This is a genomic window from Variovorax sp. Soil_C_12 (assembly GCF_057657375.1).
On the sequence record NZ_JBDGIO010000026.1, the window covers coordinates 22,840 to 36,530 of the forward strand.

Below are 13,691 nucleotides of genomic sequence, written 5' to 3' on the forward strand. Positions count from 1 at the left end.
CGCCCGAGACGATGACGAAGTCCTTGCGGTCCGTCAGGTAGAGATAGCCTTCACTGTCGAGATGACCGATGTCGCCGAAGGAGCGCCAGCCTTGCGGACTCGTCGCCGCGCGGGTCTTGGCGGGGTCGTTCCAGTACTCGAAGTGCGCATCGCATTCGAAATGGACGTTCCCGGTTTCGCCCGGCGGCAGCCCACGGCCTGCGTCGTCCAGGATGTGCAGGATGCCGTCGGTCGCGCGCCCGACCGAGCCCTTGTGCTGGAGCCATTCGCGCGAGCTGATGGCCGTGGCGCCGATGCCTTCGGTGCCCGAGTAGTACTCATGCAGGACCGGCCCCACCAGTCGATCATCGCCTGCTTGACGTGGACCGGACAGGGCGCTGCGCCGTGGACCATGGAGGCCGTGCTGTAGCGGCTGCGTACCTCCGTTTCCAGACGCAGCAGGCGGTGGAACATGGTCGGCACCCAGAGCGAATGGGTGCATCCGAAATGCGCGATGGCGGCGAGTGAACGTTCGGCATCGAACTTCGCCATCACGATGCTGGTCGCGCCGGCATGGATGGCCGCCGACAGGAACCGGTTGGGTGCGCTGTGATACAGCGGCGATGTCGACAGATAGACCGAAGAGGCGTCGAGCGCGAACGATCGCGCCACCGCGGCGTTGCGGTTGTCCACGGCGTCGAAGGCACCCTCGAAGGGCGGCTTGCGCACACCCTTGGGCCGGCCGGTCGTGCCCGATGAATACAGCATTTCGCGGCCCGGCGCGGGCGTGGGCGGCAGGCCGTCCGGCGCAGCGAGAAAGTGCGTCTCCCAGCGTTCCATGGCCGTGTCCGGAAAACCGATGCCAACGCGCCGTGCGCCGCCGAGGTCCAGCGACGAAGCGGTTTCGGCGCTCGTGCAGGCCGAGGACACGATGGCGACCGATGCCCCCGAGTCCTTGACGATGTACTCCAGATCCGCGGCCGACAGTCGCGTCGAGGCGAGCACGTAGTACAGCCCGATGCGCTGCGCGCCGAGCGCAAGAAAGAGCAGGTCGGGCGAGTTCTCGATGCACAGGACTATGCAGTCGTCGCGCGCCAGGCCGAGCCTCAACAAGGCGTTGGCCGCGCGGTTCGCCTCGCGCTCCAGCCGCGAAAAGCTGAACGCCTCGCCGGATTCGAGAAACCGCACGGCCACCTTGTCGGGTGTGGCCCGTGCGAAGCGGCTCAGGTGGTACATGCCGCCCCGGTCAGAACAGATCGACGGCCGGCTCCATCAATGCCGATGAGCCGGCCCGGATCTCGCCGCAGAGCGCCGCAGTCTGCGGCAGCAGCCGCTGGAAGTAGAAGCGGGCCGTGGCGATCTTCGATGCATAGATCGGGTCGGTGGACTCCGCATTCCTGAACGCCACCTCGGCCATCCGCGCCCAGGTCCAGGCGAGGGCCAGGTGCCCGACCAGCCGCAGGTAGGGCGCAGCCGCGGCGCCTGCCGCATGCGGGTCGTGCGCCGACGTGGCCACGAGCTCGCCGGTGAGCTGCCTGATGTCGGCGGCCAGTGCGGCGAGCGGCTCCGAAAATTCTCGCATCGCCTCGCGCGGGCCGCAGGTCTCGGCGAATGCGCCGGCCATGTCCAGGAAGGCGCCCATCTGCCGGCCCTGATCGGCCAGCACCTTGCGCCCGAGCAGATCCATGGCCTGCACGCCGTTCGTGCCCTCGTAGAGCCCGACGATGCGCACGTCCCGCAGGTGCTGCTCGACGCCGTTCTCGCGAACGTAGCCGTGCCCGCCGAACACCTGCATGGCGAGCAGCGTGCCTTCCACCGCGAGGTCGCTCGACAGCGCCTTCACGAGCGGGGTCAGAAGGCCGAGCAGTTCGGCCGTCTCGTTGCGTCTGGCGGGGTCTGGATGAAGACGCTGAAGATCGCTCAGCTGCGCCGTCCACAGCGCCAGTGCGCGCGCTCCCTCGATGTTCGCTTTCTGCGTGAGCAGCATGCGGCGCACGTCGGCATGTCCGATGATCGGGTCGGCCGCTTCGCCGGACGATCTTGCACCGCTGGTGCGTCCCTGCAGGCGATCCTTCGAGTAGGCCAGGGCCTTCTGGTAGGCCGCTTCCATCAGGCCGACGGCGATCATGCCGACCAGCACGCGCATGTGGTTCATCTGCACGAACATGCCCGCCAACCCCTTGTTGGGCGCGCCCAGCAGCCAGCCGGTCGCGCCGTCGAAGTTGATGGTGCAGGTCGAGTTGCCGTGGATGCCCAGCTTGTGCTCGATGGAGCCGCAGACCACCCCGTTGCGCGCACCGGCCGCGCCGCTTGCATCGGGGATGAATTTCGGCACGATGAAAAGAGAGATGCCCTTCACGCCGGGCGGTGCATCGGTGATGCGTGCGAGCACCAGGTGCATGATGTTCTCGGTCAGGTCCTGCTCGCCGCCCGAGATGAAGATCTTGCTGCCGGTGATGCGGTAGCTGCCATCGGGCTGCGCCACGGCACGGGTGCGCATCAGGCCCAGGTCGGTGCCCGCATTGGGCTCGGTCAGGCACATGGTGCCGGCCCACTCGCCCGAGGCGATCTTCGGCAGGTACAGCGCCTTCTGTTCCTCCGACCCGTTGGCCGCCACGTTGACGTAGGTGGCATGCGACATGCCGGGGTAGGAGGCCCACGCCATGTTCGCGCCACCGAAGACTTCGTAGACCGCGTTGGCCACGACCGAAGGAAAGCCCTGGCCGCCGAACTCGGGGCTGCACGCGAGGCCGGCCCAGCCGTTCTTCGTGAACTCGTCGTAGGCTTTCTTGAAGCCCGGCGGCGTCTGCACCACGCCGGGCGAGGGCATGCTGCAACCGTGCTCGTCGCCCGGCCCATTGAGCGGCGCGATCACCTCGGACGCGAACTGGCCGGCAGCTGTGAGCACCTGGTCGATGGTTTCGGTGTCGAGCTCCGGCTGGCCGCAGGCCTCCAGCATGGCCGGCACCTGGAGCAGTTCGTGCAGGACGAATTGAATGTCACGCAGCGGGATCTGGTAGGTCATGGTGCTGCTCCTTGCGTCAGGCCACCTCGAACAGGCCCGCGGCACCCATGCCGCCGCCGACGCACATCGTCACGACGACGAAGCGCGCGCCGCGCCGCTTGCCCTCGATGAGCGCATGCCCCACCAGCCGCGAGCCGGTCATGCCGTAAGGATGGCCGATCGTGATGCCGCCGCCGTTGACGTTCAGCTTCTCGGGATCGATGCCCAGCCGGTCGCGCGAATACAGCACCTGGCAGGCGAAAGCCTCGTTCAATTCCCACAGGCCGATGTCGTTCACCGTGAGCCCGTGGGTCTTCAGCAGCTTGGGCACGGCCAGGACCGGGCCGATGCCCATCTCCTCGGGCGCGAGGCCGGCCACCGCGATGCCGCGGTACGTGCCCAGCGCCTTGAGCCCGCGGCGCTCCGCGACGGACCGCTCCACGAGCACGCAGGCCGATGCGCCATCCGACAGCTGGCTCGAGTTGCCCGCGGTGATGACACCGCCTTCGATGACCGGCTTGAGCTGGGAAAGGCCTTCGAGCGTGGTGTCGGGGCGGTTGCCTTCGTCGCGGTCGAGCGTGACGTCGCGGTAGCTGATCGCACCTGTCTGCTTGTCGGCCACGGCCATGCGCGCCTTGATCGGCACGATCTCGTCGTCGAACAGGTGGCGCTCCTGCGCCAGGGCGGTGCGGCGCTGTGCTTCAGTCGAATATGCGTCCTGCGCCTCGCGCGAGATGCCGTACTTCTTCGCCACGATCTCGGCCGTGTTCAGCATCGGGATGTAGGCGTGCTGCACGCGCGCAACGAGCAGCGGGTCGGCCTCTTCGCCCACCCACTTGACGAAGGGGTTCTGGACGGCAGAGATGTTCTCTTGCCCCCCGCCCACGGTCACGTCCATGCCGTCGACGATGATCTGCTTGGCCGCCGTCGCGATGGCCATCAGGCCCGACGCGCATTGCCGGTCCATCGTCTGGCCCGGCACCGACTGCGGCAGTCCCGCCGCAAGCGCCGCGAGGCGTCCGATGTTCATGCCCGCGGTGCCGGCGGCCATGGCGCTGCCGATCACCACGTCCTCCACTTCCTCGGGGTTGATGCCCGCGCGCTGCACCGCATGCTGGATGGCATGGCCCATCAGGGTCGGCGACTTGATGTTGTTCAATGCGCCGCGAAAGGCGCGGCCGATGCCCGTGCGAGCGGTGGAAACGATGACGGCTTCTCTCATGGTCAGACTCCAAGGGGTTCGGTAAAAAGATTGGCGTAGCGGCTCGCCACGACCGAGCGGTTCAGGCGCAGCGCGGGGGTGAGTTCTTCGTCGCCCTGGTGCAGCGAGCGCGGAATGACGCGGATCGTTCGCACGCGATGGTTTTCGGGCAATCGCCCGTTCGCGATGTCCACCTGCGCAGCGATGAGCGCGGTGATCTCTGGCAGGCCGAGCAGGCTGGCATAGTCTGTGAAGGGCAGGCGGTGCTGCTGTGCATGCTTCCTGATCCGCTCTTCGTCAAGAGCGAGCAGCGCGGCCGAACGCCCGTCTTCCGCCGGAACGACGATCGCATCCGCGATGTAGGCACTGAGCCGGAACGCGTCCTCCGCAATCTCCGGGCTGATGTGCTCGCCTCCCGCGCCGATGGCCCGCGCGCGCACGCGGCCCAGCAGGTGCAAGCGGCCGTGTTCGTCGACACGCCCGAGGTCGCCGGTGCGCAGCCAGCCGTCCGCAAGGGATGCGGCAGCGCCCGGTTTTCCGCGCGCCCAATAGGCCGGACGCGAGACCGGGCCGCGCACCAGCACCTCGCCGTCGGGTGCCAGCTTCAGCTGCGTGCCTGTTTCGATGGGGGTGGACGCAGCCTCCTGCGATCTGCTGGCGGGAACGATCCTGCAGAAGCCGGCCTCGGCCATGCCGTAGCAGTCGAGCATCGGAACTCCGATGGCGTCGAACCAGTCGGCGACCTGCGCGGGACTGGAAGCACCGCTCGCGAGCGCGACGCGCACGTTGCGAAAGCCCAGGGCCGAACGTATGCGCCCGCGCGTCGTGCGCTGCAGCCAGCCCGGCCGGCGCGGTGCAAGGCAGGCGGCGTACGCGTTGCGGGCAGAAGGCACGGCTTCCTGCATGAACAGCTCCGTCATGCCTTGCAGTTTTTCGAAGAAGCGCGGGGCTGCAAACAGGAAGTGCGGCTCGACCTCCAGCATGTCGTTGAACACGGTGGCCCCGTTCTCCGGCAGGTGAAGCAAGGTTTCGTGCATGAGCATGGCCTTCTGCGCCAGCATGCGTTCGCCGTACTGCGCCAGCGACATGATCGACAGCGCGCGGTCCCCCGGGCGCAGCTGGAGCCAGTGGCTCATGGTGCGCACTTCCCGCAGGACGTCGTGCTGCCGCTGGGCCACCAGCCGCGCCGGGCCGGTGCTGCCGGCCGTGCTCGCCAGGTATGCGACCTGCTCGCCGGTGCCTGCGTCGATGCGGTTGTCGAACAGCGCCGGTTCCCTGGCCGCGGCTTGCGTTCCGCGCGCATGCCATTCGTCGTAGGCGCTGACCTGCGGGTCCGTGAACCGCAGCAGGCCACGGGTCTCGAGCACGACGATGTGGCGCAGTTCGGGACACGCGTCGCGCACTGCGAGCACCTTCACCAGCTGGTCGGCGTTCTCCACGAAGATCACCCGCGTCCCGGCCTCCACGAGCGCGTGCCCGATCTGCGCGGCCGTGCTGCACGGGTACATGCCGTGGGACACAAAGCCCATGGCCTGCGCGGCCATGTCGACAACCAGCCACCGGGGCCGGTTGTCCGAAAGGATGGAGACCACCTCGCCGGCCTGCAGCCCGGCCTCGGCCAGGGCCAGCCCGATGGCCCGCGCCTCGCTGAAATAGCCGCGCCAGGACAGCCCCTGCCAGATGCCGCGCTCCTTGTGGCGGAGTGCGGGCCGATCGCCCCATTGGGTGCATCGGCGCCGCCACAACTGCGGCAGCGTCGCGAGGCGCGCCTCGTCCGCGGCCAGGGATGCCGACACGTGGATCACAGGGCGCCCTTGGCCGGGTCGACCACGCTCGACCGTGCAGTCCATCTGCCCTGCACGACCTGTTCGACCCGCGTCCATTCGGGGTCGATGTGGTTGTTGGCGAAGCGCTGCGTGTCGTAGGACGACACGCCCTTGAAAGTGGATGCCTGCAGCGCCTTCACCAGCTTGTCGGTCGTCAGGTCGCGGCCCGCGTTGCGCACTTCCTGCAGGAACCAGCTGGTGTAGTCGTAGAAGGCAGCGGCCACGTCGTCCGGCTCGGCCTTGAAACGCTTGCGGTAGTTCTCGGCCCAAGCCTTCTCGTCGGCGGTGGCCTGGTCGGGCGTAGCGATGCGCCAGGTGCCGACGCCATACACGCCCTCCATCGCGTCCTTGCCGAGTGCGATGGTGAGGCCGGCGCGGCCGGGACTGGCGGTCAGCACGTTGACGCCGGCCAGGCCGAGCTTCTTCACTTCGGCCGCCACCGCGATGGTCTCGCGCGTGGTGGTCGCGCAGACGATCAGGTCCACGCCCGCGGCCTGCATGCGAGCCACGTGCGAGGAGAAATCGAGATCGCCGACCTTGTAGCTGGCTTCGGCCGCAAGCGGCGCGCCCTTGGCGGCGAGCGCCGCCTTCACGCCCTTGCCGACCAGGTCGCCGAACGGGCCCTCCTGGTAGATGAACCCGACCTTCTTGCTGCCCAGGTTGCCGGTGGCCCACTTCACGGCCGCCGAGGTCGTGCTGTCGTAGTTCAGGTTGGTCGTGAAGAGCAGCGGCGTCTGGCCGGCCGCCTGGCGCACGAGGCCCGAGGCCGCATAGGGCGCAAAGCAGACCACGCCGGCGTCCACCGCCTTCTTGACCGTGGCCACGTTCGGTCCGGAACCGAACGGGCAGAGCAGGGCGAAGACTTCGTCCTTGCGGATCAGCTTGTCCACGGCGCGCACCGCTTGCGAGGGCTGGCTCGCGTTGTCCTCGATCACGAGCCGGAGCTTGCGGCCGTTGATGCCGCCGGCCTCGTTGGCCTCGTCGATACGCATCTGGATGCCGTTGCGGATCACGGGCATGGCGATCGCCACGGGCCCGGAAAGATCCAGGTGCGTGCCCAGGACGAGCTCCTTGTCGCCGACACCCGCCGTGGCTGCGCGCGCGGATGTCGTCCACAGGGCGCCTGGCGCGACGGCGGCCAGGCTTGTCTTCAGAAGGGTTCGGCGATCGAGTGTCATGGCAGGGTCCTTTTCTCAGTTCCAGGAAGGGCGTCGCCGTGCCGGCCGGATCCCGCCAGCGACACCTTGCGGCAGGTGGTGCGATGCGCCACCCAGGTAAAACTCCTTGATGTCTTCGCGCTGCGAGAGGGCCTCGCAGCTTCCGGCGGCAGCCACGCGCCCCAGTTCGATGACATAGCCGTGGTCGGCGGTGGCCAGCGCGATGGCTGCGTTCTGCTCCACCACGAGCACGGCGGTCCTGGTCTGCTCGCGGATGCGCCGGATGATGGCGAAGATGTCCTTGGTGAACAGAGGCGAGAGGCCCAGCGATGGCTCGTCCAGCAGCAGCAGGCGCGGCCGTCCCATCAGCGCGCGGCTGATCGCCAGCATCTGCTGCTCGCCGCCGGAAAGCAGGCCCGCCTGCTGGCGCTGGCGTTCGCGCAGGCGCGGGAACCAGTCGTACAGCTGCTCGATGTCGTGCGCGATGTCCGAGTCCTTCCGGGCGAATGCGCCCATGCGCAGGTTTTCCGCGATGGTGAGGAACGGGAATATCTGGCGGCCCTCGGGAACTAGCACCACGCCGCCGCGAGCGACCTCATCGGCGTCCTTGCCGCCGATCGGCCGGCCCTCGAACTCGACCGTTCCGTTGGAGGGCGCGAGCACGCCCGCAATGGTGTTGAGCAAGGTCGTCTTGCCGGCGCCATTGGCGCCCAGCACCGTGACGATCTGCGCGGCTTGCACTTCGAGGTTCACGCCGTGAAGCGCGCGCACGGGGCCATACCAGGTCTCGAGATTGCGGACGCAGAGCAGAGAAGTCATGAGATCAGGTCCCCAAGTAAGCCGCAATCACGCGCGGGTCGGCTTGCACCTGCGCCGGCGTGCCATCGGTCAGGACCTGTCCCTGGTCCATCACGACCACGCGACTGGCGACCGCGGCGACCAGCGACATGTCGTGCTCCACCATGACCACGGTGACGCCCAGTTCGGCCTGGATGTCTTCGAGCCAGTAGGCGAGCCTGCGCGTCTCCTCGGGGTTCAGCCCGGAGGCGGGCTCGTCCAGCAGCAGCAACCGGGGCTCGGCGGCGAGCGCGCGACCAAGCTCGACGACCTTGCGCACGCCGTAGGGCAGTTCCGCCACCGGTCGATGCCGGAATGCGGCGAGATCCAGCAGGCGCACGACGTCTTCGACGCGCTCACGTGTGTGGGATTCCGCACGCTGCACGGAGGGCAGATTGAACATCTGCGAGAAGAAGTTGCCGTGGTTCGCGCGGTGGCGGCCGAGCAGCAGGTTCTCCAGCACCGTGGCGCCTTCGAACAGCTCGATATTCTGGAACGTGCGCGCGATGCCCTGGCGTACCACGTCGTGCCGCGCCAAGCGCGAGATCTCCTGTCCGTTGAAGCGGATGCTGCCGCTGCTGGCGTCGAACACGCGCGTGATGAGGTTCAGGAGCGATGTCTTGCCCGCGCCGTTCGGTCCGATCACCGCGAGGATCTCTCCCGCGCGAATCGAGAAGCTCACGTCGCGCACGGCCTTGACGCCGCCGAACGACAGGCTCAATCGCTCGACTTCGAAGAATGCGGGGCTCATCGGTAGCGCTCCGATTTCATGTAGACCTTGGTCTTGTGGGCGCTGCTCTTGCGCACCCAGGGGAACTCGGCCAGGACCTTGCGGATGCGAACCCAGCGTGAGTTCAGGCCGCCCGGCTCCAGGAGGACGAAGAAGGTCAGCACGGCGCCGTAGACGAAGAGCTCCAGCCCGAACTGCGCACCGAGCCTCGCGGGCAGCGCCTCCTTCAGCGAGGAGATGAACGACGGCAGGAGGCCGATCAGGATCGCGCCGAGGATGGCACCGCGCAGGCTTCCCAGTCCGCCGATGAACACCATCAGCACGAGTTGCAATGAGAGCGCGAGGCCGAAGGCTTCCGGGGTGATGTGCTGCATCTGGTGCGCGAGCAGTGCACCGGCAAGCCCGGAGCACGCCGCCGAAAGGCTGAAGGCCAGCACCTTGGTGCGCGCGACGTCGATGCCCAGGCCCTGCGCCGCCGCCTCCGAGTCGCGGATGCCGATGAAGGCGCGGCCGGTGGCGGAGCGCATCAGGTTGACCAGCAGGATCAACACCACCGCCAGCACCACCAGGCAAAGGAAGTAGAAGGCGCGGGGACCGCCGAGGCTGAGACCGAACAGCGTCGGGTCCGGCACGGCCATGCCGCTGTGCCCCGCGGTGACGCTCTTCCACCGGCCGAGCACATGCTCGCACACGATGGCGAACGCCATGGTCACCATCGCCAGGTGCAGCCCCGACACGCGGATGGCCGGCATGCCGACGAGCAGCCCGCCGAGCGCCGCGCCCGCGGTGGTCAGGAGCAGCGACACCGGCAGCGGCACGCCCTGGGTCAACAGGATGGTGTGGATGTAGGCGCCGATGCCGACGAATGCGGACTGGCCGAGCGACACCTGGCCGGTGAAGCCGGTCAGCATCATGAGGCCGAGGCTCGCGACGCACATGATGAGGATGAAGGTCGCCTCGCCGATGTGGTAGGCCGGCAGCACCCATGGCGCAGCCACCAAGGCCACGGCGAGCAGGCCGTACGCGAGCCGCTCGTGCTTGCCGCGCAGCAGCCGCCGGCCGTCTTCGAATCCCGTTTCGTAACGTGCCATGGTGTCAGACCCTCCGGCCGTGGCTTTGGCCCAGGATCCCGCGCGGATACAGGACGAGAACCGCAATGAGCACGAGGTAGGGCGCCACGTCCTTGACGCCGTCGGGCAGGTAGACGCCCGCAAACTGTTCGATGAGGCCGATGAGGAGCCCGCCGATGACGGCGCCCGGCGCGCTCCCGAAGCCGCCGAGAACCAGCGCCGCCAGCGCCTTGAGCATGACGAACCACAGGCCCAGGTCGACCAGCGTGATGGGCGCGAGCAGCAGCCCGCACAGTGCGGCAATGGCACCGGAGATGGCCCACACCAGCGAGTTGAGCCGCTTCACGCGCACGCCGCAGAGATAGGCCGCCAGCTGGTTCTGCGACGTCGCGTGGACGGCGATGCCGAGCGTGGTGCGGCGCAGGAAGTAATACAGGAGCGCCGTCACGCCCATGGCGGCGCCGACGATCACCAGGTTGAGTTCGGCCACCACGCTGCCGCCGAGCTGCATGGATTGGCCCGTCCACGGGGTGGGATAGCTGCGCGACTCGGGCCCGAAGAACATGCTGACGCCGCCGCGGATCATGAAGCCGATACCGATGGTGAGCATGACGCCCGAGAACTGCGGGCGGCCGACGATCCTGCGCATGATCTTCGCTTCCAGCAGGAAGCAAAGCGCCGCCGAAATGCCCAGCACGATAAAAAAGCTGAGCCAGAACGGAAGGCCCGCCGCGACGACCAGGCCCCAGCCGAGGAACGCGGAGAGCATCACCACGTCGCCCTGCGCGAAGTTGAGGACCTCGGTCGCCTTGTAGCTGAGCACGAGGCCGAGTGCGACGAGACCGTAGATGGCACCACTGGAGATGCCTTGAACGATCAGCTGGGTCAGTTGGGTCATCGGCTTGGCTTTAAATAACGATCGTTTGGTAAACGGTGGTGAACTATAGGTTTGCAATCACGGCTGCGTCAACACGCTGGAGTGGGTCTGCAGCAGGGAGAAACCCTCGCCCGGAAGGTCGATGAGCTGATGGAATTACGTCCGTTTAGCAAACGACTTGCATGCTATGATGGGTACTCCCACGATCTGTAGAGGCTCATTCATGCGCTATCCGGCAAACCACAAAGAGGAAACCCGCAAGAAGCTGCTCGCGAATGCCCGTGCGATCGCCAAGAAGGACGGCTTCGGTACAACCGGCGTCGATGAACTGATGGCGAGCATCGGCCTGAGCGGGGGGGCGTTCTACGGCCATTTCCCGTCCAAGGAAGCGCTATTCGCCGAGCTCGTCGAGCTCGAAGTCTCGAACAGCACCGAGATGCTCGCCGGGGACCGCGAGTCGCCGCCCGACCACGTCGCCAAGCGGTTGCGCAGCTACCTGAGTTCGTATCACGCCCTGCACCCGGAAACTGGTTGCGTCCTGCCGGCACTGGGACCCGAGATCGCAAGGGCGGGGCCCGAGGTGCGGACTGCGGTAGAGGAGGGCCTGAAGCGCCTGCAGAAGAGCTGGAGCTCGCGCATCGGCGACCCGGATGCGGCGTGGGCGCTGATTGCCCAGTGCGTCGGTGCACTGGTCCTGTCGCGCGCGGTCGAATCCGAGCGCACCCGCAAGGACATCCTGGCCTCCAGCCGACGCTTCATCGACCAGACGCATGCACTGGATGAGGCTCCCGCAAAGCCGTCCAAGGTGTCCTGACAGCCGAAGCCGATGTTGTCTCGGCGCGCCACTCCCGCACGTGTGCCAATGCAAACGCTCTCTGCGCCGCAGACGCACGCGCTCGCTGCCGCGGGCCTTCAGCGGTCAGCCTGTACCGACACCAAGGCGCACCAGCTCGCCCGCCTGATCAGGCAGCACTATGACGCGGAACTCAGCAAGGTCGGTCTCAGAATCACGCAGTACCGGCTGTTGATGGAAGTCCTGGCACACGGGCCGGTGCGCCCCTGCGATCTGGCCGAGAAGATGACGCTCTCTCCGTCAACGCTGACACGCACTCTCAAGCCCCTCATCTCGACAGGTTGGGTGGATCTTGGACCGGGTACTGACGGGCGCACTCGGAGCGTGCGTATCACCGCTGCGGGCCGTGGCAAGTGTGCCGAGGGCATGCCTCAATGGAGCGTGGCCCAAGCCAAAGTGCACCAGTTGATTGGGAGCCGAAATGTCAGCGCATTGCATGCGCTCATCGGGGAGTGCTTGATGCGCATTTCAGCAGTGGAATGAATGACATCAAGCCATGTCCCGGATTCGCGACGTGGGGAGAAGGGGATGTGTCGAGGGTGTGCTCGATTTAGGCACTGAAGAAGGCTTCGGCCACTATTCGAAAGCGGCCGACTAGCGATCAGCCATCAGCGTCGCAGTTCGATCAGACGAGTGAACCCAGTGCGGCGGCGTCAAAGCCCTTCAGGTTCGTGTGACCGCCCGATTGAATCTTCGAAACCCAGTGCGGATCGCCGAGCAATACCCGGCCGACGGCAACCAGGTCGAACTCATTGCGTTCCATGCGCTCGACCAATCGCTGCACGCTCGCCGCTTCTGATCCCTTGCCGGCGGAGGCGTTCAGGACGTCGCCATCCAGGCCGACGCAGCCCACACTGATCGTGGGAGTCCGAGCGGACGCGCAAGGAGATCCTCGCCTCCAGCCGCCGATTTATCGACCAGACACGTGCGCTGGACGACAAGCAAGCGCGCCCGAGGAAACCACCCTGACCGTCGCGGCTTGACATCGAGCCGTGGGGCCGCTTGCCGGCATATTACTGAACGATCCTTCATTCCCAGCCACTTCGCCTCTACCGACACGAAGTTGCATCAACTGCCTCGTCCGATGGGCCGCCACTACGAGGCCGAACTCGGGAAGGCGGGCCTGCGGAACGACCCAGTTCTGACTGCTTACGGAGGTTCGGGAACCCGGTCCCGCACGTCCCTGCGACCCGGCTGGAGCCATGGCGCTGGGGCCTTCCACGCCCACAGGTAAGCTCAAGCTGTTGATTGCAACGTGGTCGCAGTGACGGCCGGAGCGGACCGGCGGACGCGCAGTGTCCGCGTCACGAGTTCCGGGCGGGCGATGCGGATGGTCTGCGGCGCCGGCAGCGCGTGCGTGAGCTACTTGGCGCCGAGCGTGGAGGAGCAGTACCGGCGGCGGAATGAGCCAGGACGCAAGCGCCCCCCTGGGCGCAGTCCAAAGCAAGCGCAACGTCGCCGCCTTGCAGATGTTGCTATCCCTTGCCGTGCGACGTCGGACTGCTGGCGCCCACGAGCCGGGCGATCTGAAAAACATTCTCGGGCGAAACCTGAACATAATCATTCAGCCCGCCGGACCGCATGATCGGATATGCGTCGGCTGTCTGATAAACGCCGTCTTTCAGGAGTGTCTTGTCGATGTACACGGCCACCACCTCGCCCAACACGAGCCAGCCACTTACCTTTTCGCCTTCGGTGTTTCGGAACTGCACGATGTCGATGACCTTGCATTCCATGGCTGCGCGGCTTTCGCCCACCCGCGGGACGTTGACCTTGCGCCCGGCCACGGCCGTAAGGCCGGCAAACGGGAACTCGTCTTCCCCGTGCGGAAGCGGTGCTGAGGTCTGGTTCATCTGGTCCCCCAGTTCACGGGTGACCAGGTTCCAGGTGAACTCGCGCGTTTCTGATGCGTTTTGAACGCTATCTTTCCACGCGATCGAAGAGAATCCGATGATCGGTGGGTCGTAGTTGAACGCGTTGAAGAAGCTGTAGGGCGCGAGATTGACCCGCCCCTGCGCGTCGCGTGAAGAGATCCAGCCGATAGGCCGCGGCGCGACCAGCGCATTGAGCGGGTTGTGGCTCAGCCCGTGGCCATTGGCGGGCTCGTAGTAGTGAAAGTCTCGAACGGTCATCGCATGGGCCTTTCCTGCGGTGGCG

Annotated in this window: 13 protein-coding genes; 2 read left to right on the forward strand and 11 right to left on the reverse strand. The window is 66.8% G+C overall.

Going from position 1 to position 13,691, the window contains the following annotated elements; all coding sequences use genetic code 11:
* Positions 1–33: 33 nt before the first annotated feature.
* The 9 genes from AC3A6X_RS35010 to AC3A6X_RS35050 are packed head-to-tail and all read right to left on the reverse strand — an operon-like array spanning position 34 to position 10,702.
* Positions 34–1,215 (reverse strand): AMP-binding protein, encoded by a 1,182-nt coding sequence (locus AC3A6X_RS35010; RefSeq protein ID WP_487846472.1) that lies wholly within the window; start codon positions 1,213–1,215, stop codon positions 34–36.
* Positions 1,216–1,225: 10 nt separating this feature from the next.
* Positions 1,226–3,004 carry an acyl-CoA dehydrogenase C-terminal domain-containing protein gene (locus AC3A6X_RS35015; protein ID WP_487846473.1) on the reverse strand — a complete coding sequence of 593 codons (1,779 nt, stop codon included), beginning with the start codon at positions 3,002–3,004 and terminating at the stop codon, positions 1,226–1,228.
* 16 nt (positions 3,005–3,020) lie between these two features.
* Positions 3,021–4,205, reverse strand: a complete 1,185-nt coding sequence (locus tag AC3A6X_RS35020) for an acetyl-CoA C-acyltransferase (protein ID WP_487846474.1) — start codon at positions 4,203–4,205, stop codon at positions 3,021–3,023.
* A 2-nt stretch (positions 4,206–4,207) separates the two neighbouring features.
* The gene (locus AC3A6X_RS35025) at positions 4,208–5,980 is read right to left on the reverse strand and encodes an AMP-dependent synthetase/ligase (RefSeq protein ID WP_487846475.1); all 1,773 of its coding nucleotides are present in this window, start codon (positions 5,978–5,980) and stop codon (positions 4,208–4,210) included.
* 5 nt (positions 5,981–5,985) lie between these two features.
* Positions 5,986–7,188 carry an ABC transporter substrate-binding protein gene (locus tag AC3A6X_RS35030; RefSeq protein ID WP_487846476.1) on the reverse strand — a complete coding sequence of 401 codons (1,203 nt, stop codon included), beginning with the start codon at positions 7,186–7,188 and terminating at the stop codon, positions 5,986–5,988.
* Between the two features lie 15 nt (positions 7,189–7,203).
* Positions 7,204–7,986: an ABC transporter ATP-binding protein gene (locus tag AC3A6X_RS35035; protein WP_487846477.1), complete on the reverse strand. Its 783-nt coding sequence runs from the start codon at positions 7,984–7,986 to the stop codon at positions 7,204–7,206.
* Between the two features lie 4 nt (positions 7,987–7,990).
* Positions 7,991–8,755 (reverse strand): ABC transporter ATP-binding protein, encoded by a 765-nt coding sequence (locus AC3A6X_RS35040; RefSeq protein WP_487846478.1) that lies wholly within the window; start codon positions 8,753–8,755, stop codon positions 7,991–7,993.
* Positions 8,752–9,825 carry a branched-chain amino acid ABC transporter permease gene (locus AC3A6X_RS35045; protein ID WP_487846479.1) on the reverse strand — a complete coding sequence of 358 codons (1,074 nt, stop codon included), beginning with the start codon at positions 9,823–9,825 and terminating at the stop codon, positions 8,752–8,754. The genes AC3A6X_RS35040 and AC3A6X_RS35045 overlap by 4 nt, the downstream gene beginning before the upstream one ends.
* A gap of 4 nt (positions 9,826–9,829) precedes the next feature.
* Entirely contained in the window at positions 9,830–10,702 is an 873-nt protein-coding gene (locus AC3A6X_RS35050) for a branched-chain amino acid ABC transporter permease (protein WP_487846480.1), read from the reverse strand.
* Between the two features lie 202 nt (positions 10,703–10,904).
* On the opposite strand from AC3A6X_RS35050, the gene AC3A6X_RS35055 reads away from it, so the two are divergent.
* Both AC3A6X_RS35055 and AC3A6X_RS35060 read left to right on the forward strand, forming a co-directional pair.
* Positions 10,905–11,495 (forward strand): TetR/AcrR family transcriptional regulator, encoded by a 591-nt coding sequence (locus AC3A6X_RS35055; protein WP_487846481.1) that lies wholly within the window; start codon positions 10,905–10,907, stop codon positions 11,493–11,495.
* 48 nt (positions 11,496–11,543) lie between these two features.
* A complete protein-coding gene (locus tag AC3A6X_RS35060) occupies positions 11,544–12,017 on the forward strand; it encodes a MarR family winged helix-turn-helix transcriptional regulator (protein WP_487846482.1) in 474 nt (157 codons plus the stop codon).
* Between the two features lie 142 nt (positions 12,018–12,159).
* Here the strand turns inward: AC3A6X_RS35060 and AC3A6X_RS35065 are convergent, their stop codons facing one another.
* Positions 12,160–12,387, reverse strand: a complete 228-nt coding sequence (locus AC3A6X_RS35065; protein WP_487846483.1) for a hypothetical protein — start codon at positions 12,385–12,387, stop codon at positions 12,160–12,162.
* 622 nt (positions 12,388–13,009) lie between these two features.
* A complete protein-coding gene (locus AC3A6X_RS35070) occupies positions 13,010–13,666 on the reverse strand; it encodes a flavin reductase family protein (RefSeq protein WP_487846484.1) in 657 nt (218 codons plus the stop codon).
* Between the last annotated feature and the right edge of the window lie 25 nt (positions 13,667–13,691).

Excerpts from the sequence above, each read along its gene's own strand:
- AC3A6X_RS35010 (WP_487846472.1), bottom strand. The coding sequence starts at position 1,215 with ATGTACCACCTGAGCCGCTTCGCACGGGCCACACCCGACAAGGTGGCC.
- AC3A6X_RS35015 (WP_487846473.1), bottom strand. The coding sequence starts at position 3,004 with ATGACCTACCAGATCCCGCTGCGTGACATTCAATTCGTCCTGCACGAA.
- AC3A6X_RS35020 (WP_487846474.1), bottom strand. The coding sequence starts at position 4,205 with ATGAGAGAAGCCGTCATCGTTTCCACCGCTCGCACGGGCATCGGCCGC.
- AC3A6X_RS35030 (WP_487846476.1), bottom strand. The coding sequence starts at position 7,188 with ATGACACTCGATCGCCGAACCCTTCTGAAGACAAGCCTGGCCGCCGTC.
- AC3A6X_RS35035 (WP_487846477.1), bottom strand. The coding sequence starts at position 7,986 with ATGACTTCTCTGCTCTGCGTCCGCAATCTCGAGACCTGGTATGGCCCC.
- AC3A6X_RS35040 (WP_487846478.1), bottom strand. The coding sequence starts at position 8,755 with ATGAGCCCCGCATTCTTCGAAGTCGAGCGATTGAGCCTGTCGTTCGGC.
- AC3A6X_RS35045 (WP_487846479.1), bottom strand. The coding sequence starts at position 9,825 with ATGGCACGTTACGAAACGGGATTCGAAGACGGCCGGCGGCTGCTGCGC.
- AC3A6X_RS35050 (WP_487846480.1), bottom strand. The coding sequence starts at position 10,702 with ATGACCCAACTGACCCAGCTGATCGTTCAAGGCATCTCCAGTGGTGCC.
- AC3A6X_RS35055 (WP_487846481.1), top strand. The coding sequence starts at position 10,905 with ATGCGCTATCCGGCAAACCACAAAGAGGAAACCCGCAAGAAGCTGCTC.
- AC3A6X_RS35060 (WP_487846482.1), top strand. The coding sequence starts at position 11,544 with ATGCAAACGCTCTCTGCGCCGCAGACGCACGCGCTCGCTGCCGCGGGC.
- AC3A6X_RS35070 (WP_487846484.1), bottom strand. The coding sequence starts at position 13,666 with ATGACCGTTCGAGACTTTCACTACTACGAGCCCGCCAATGGCCACGGG.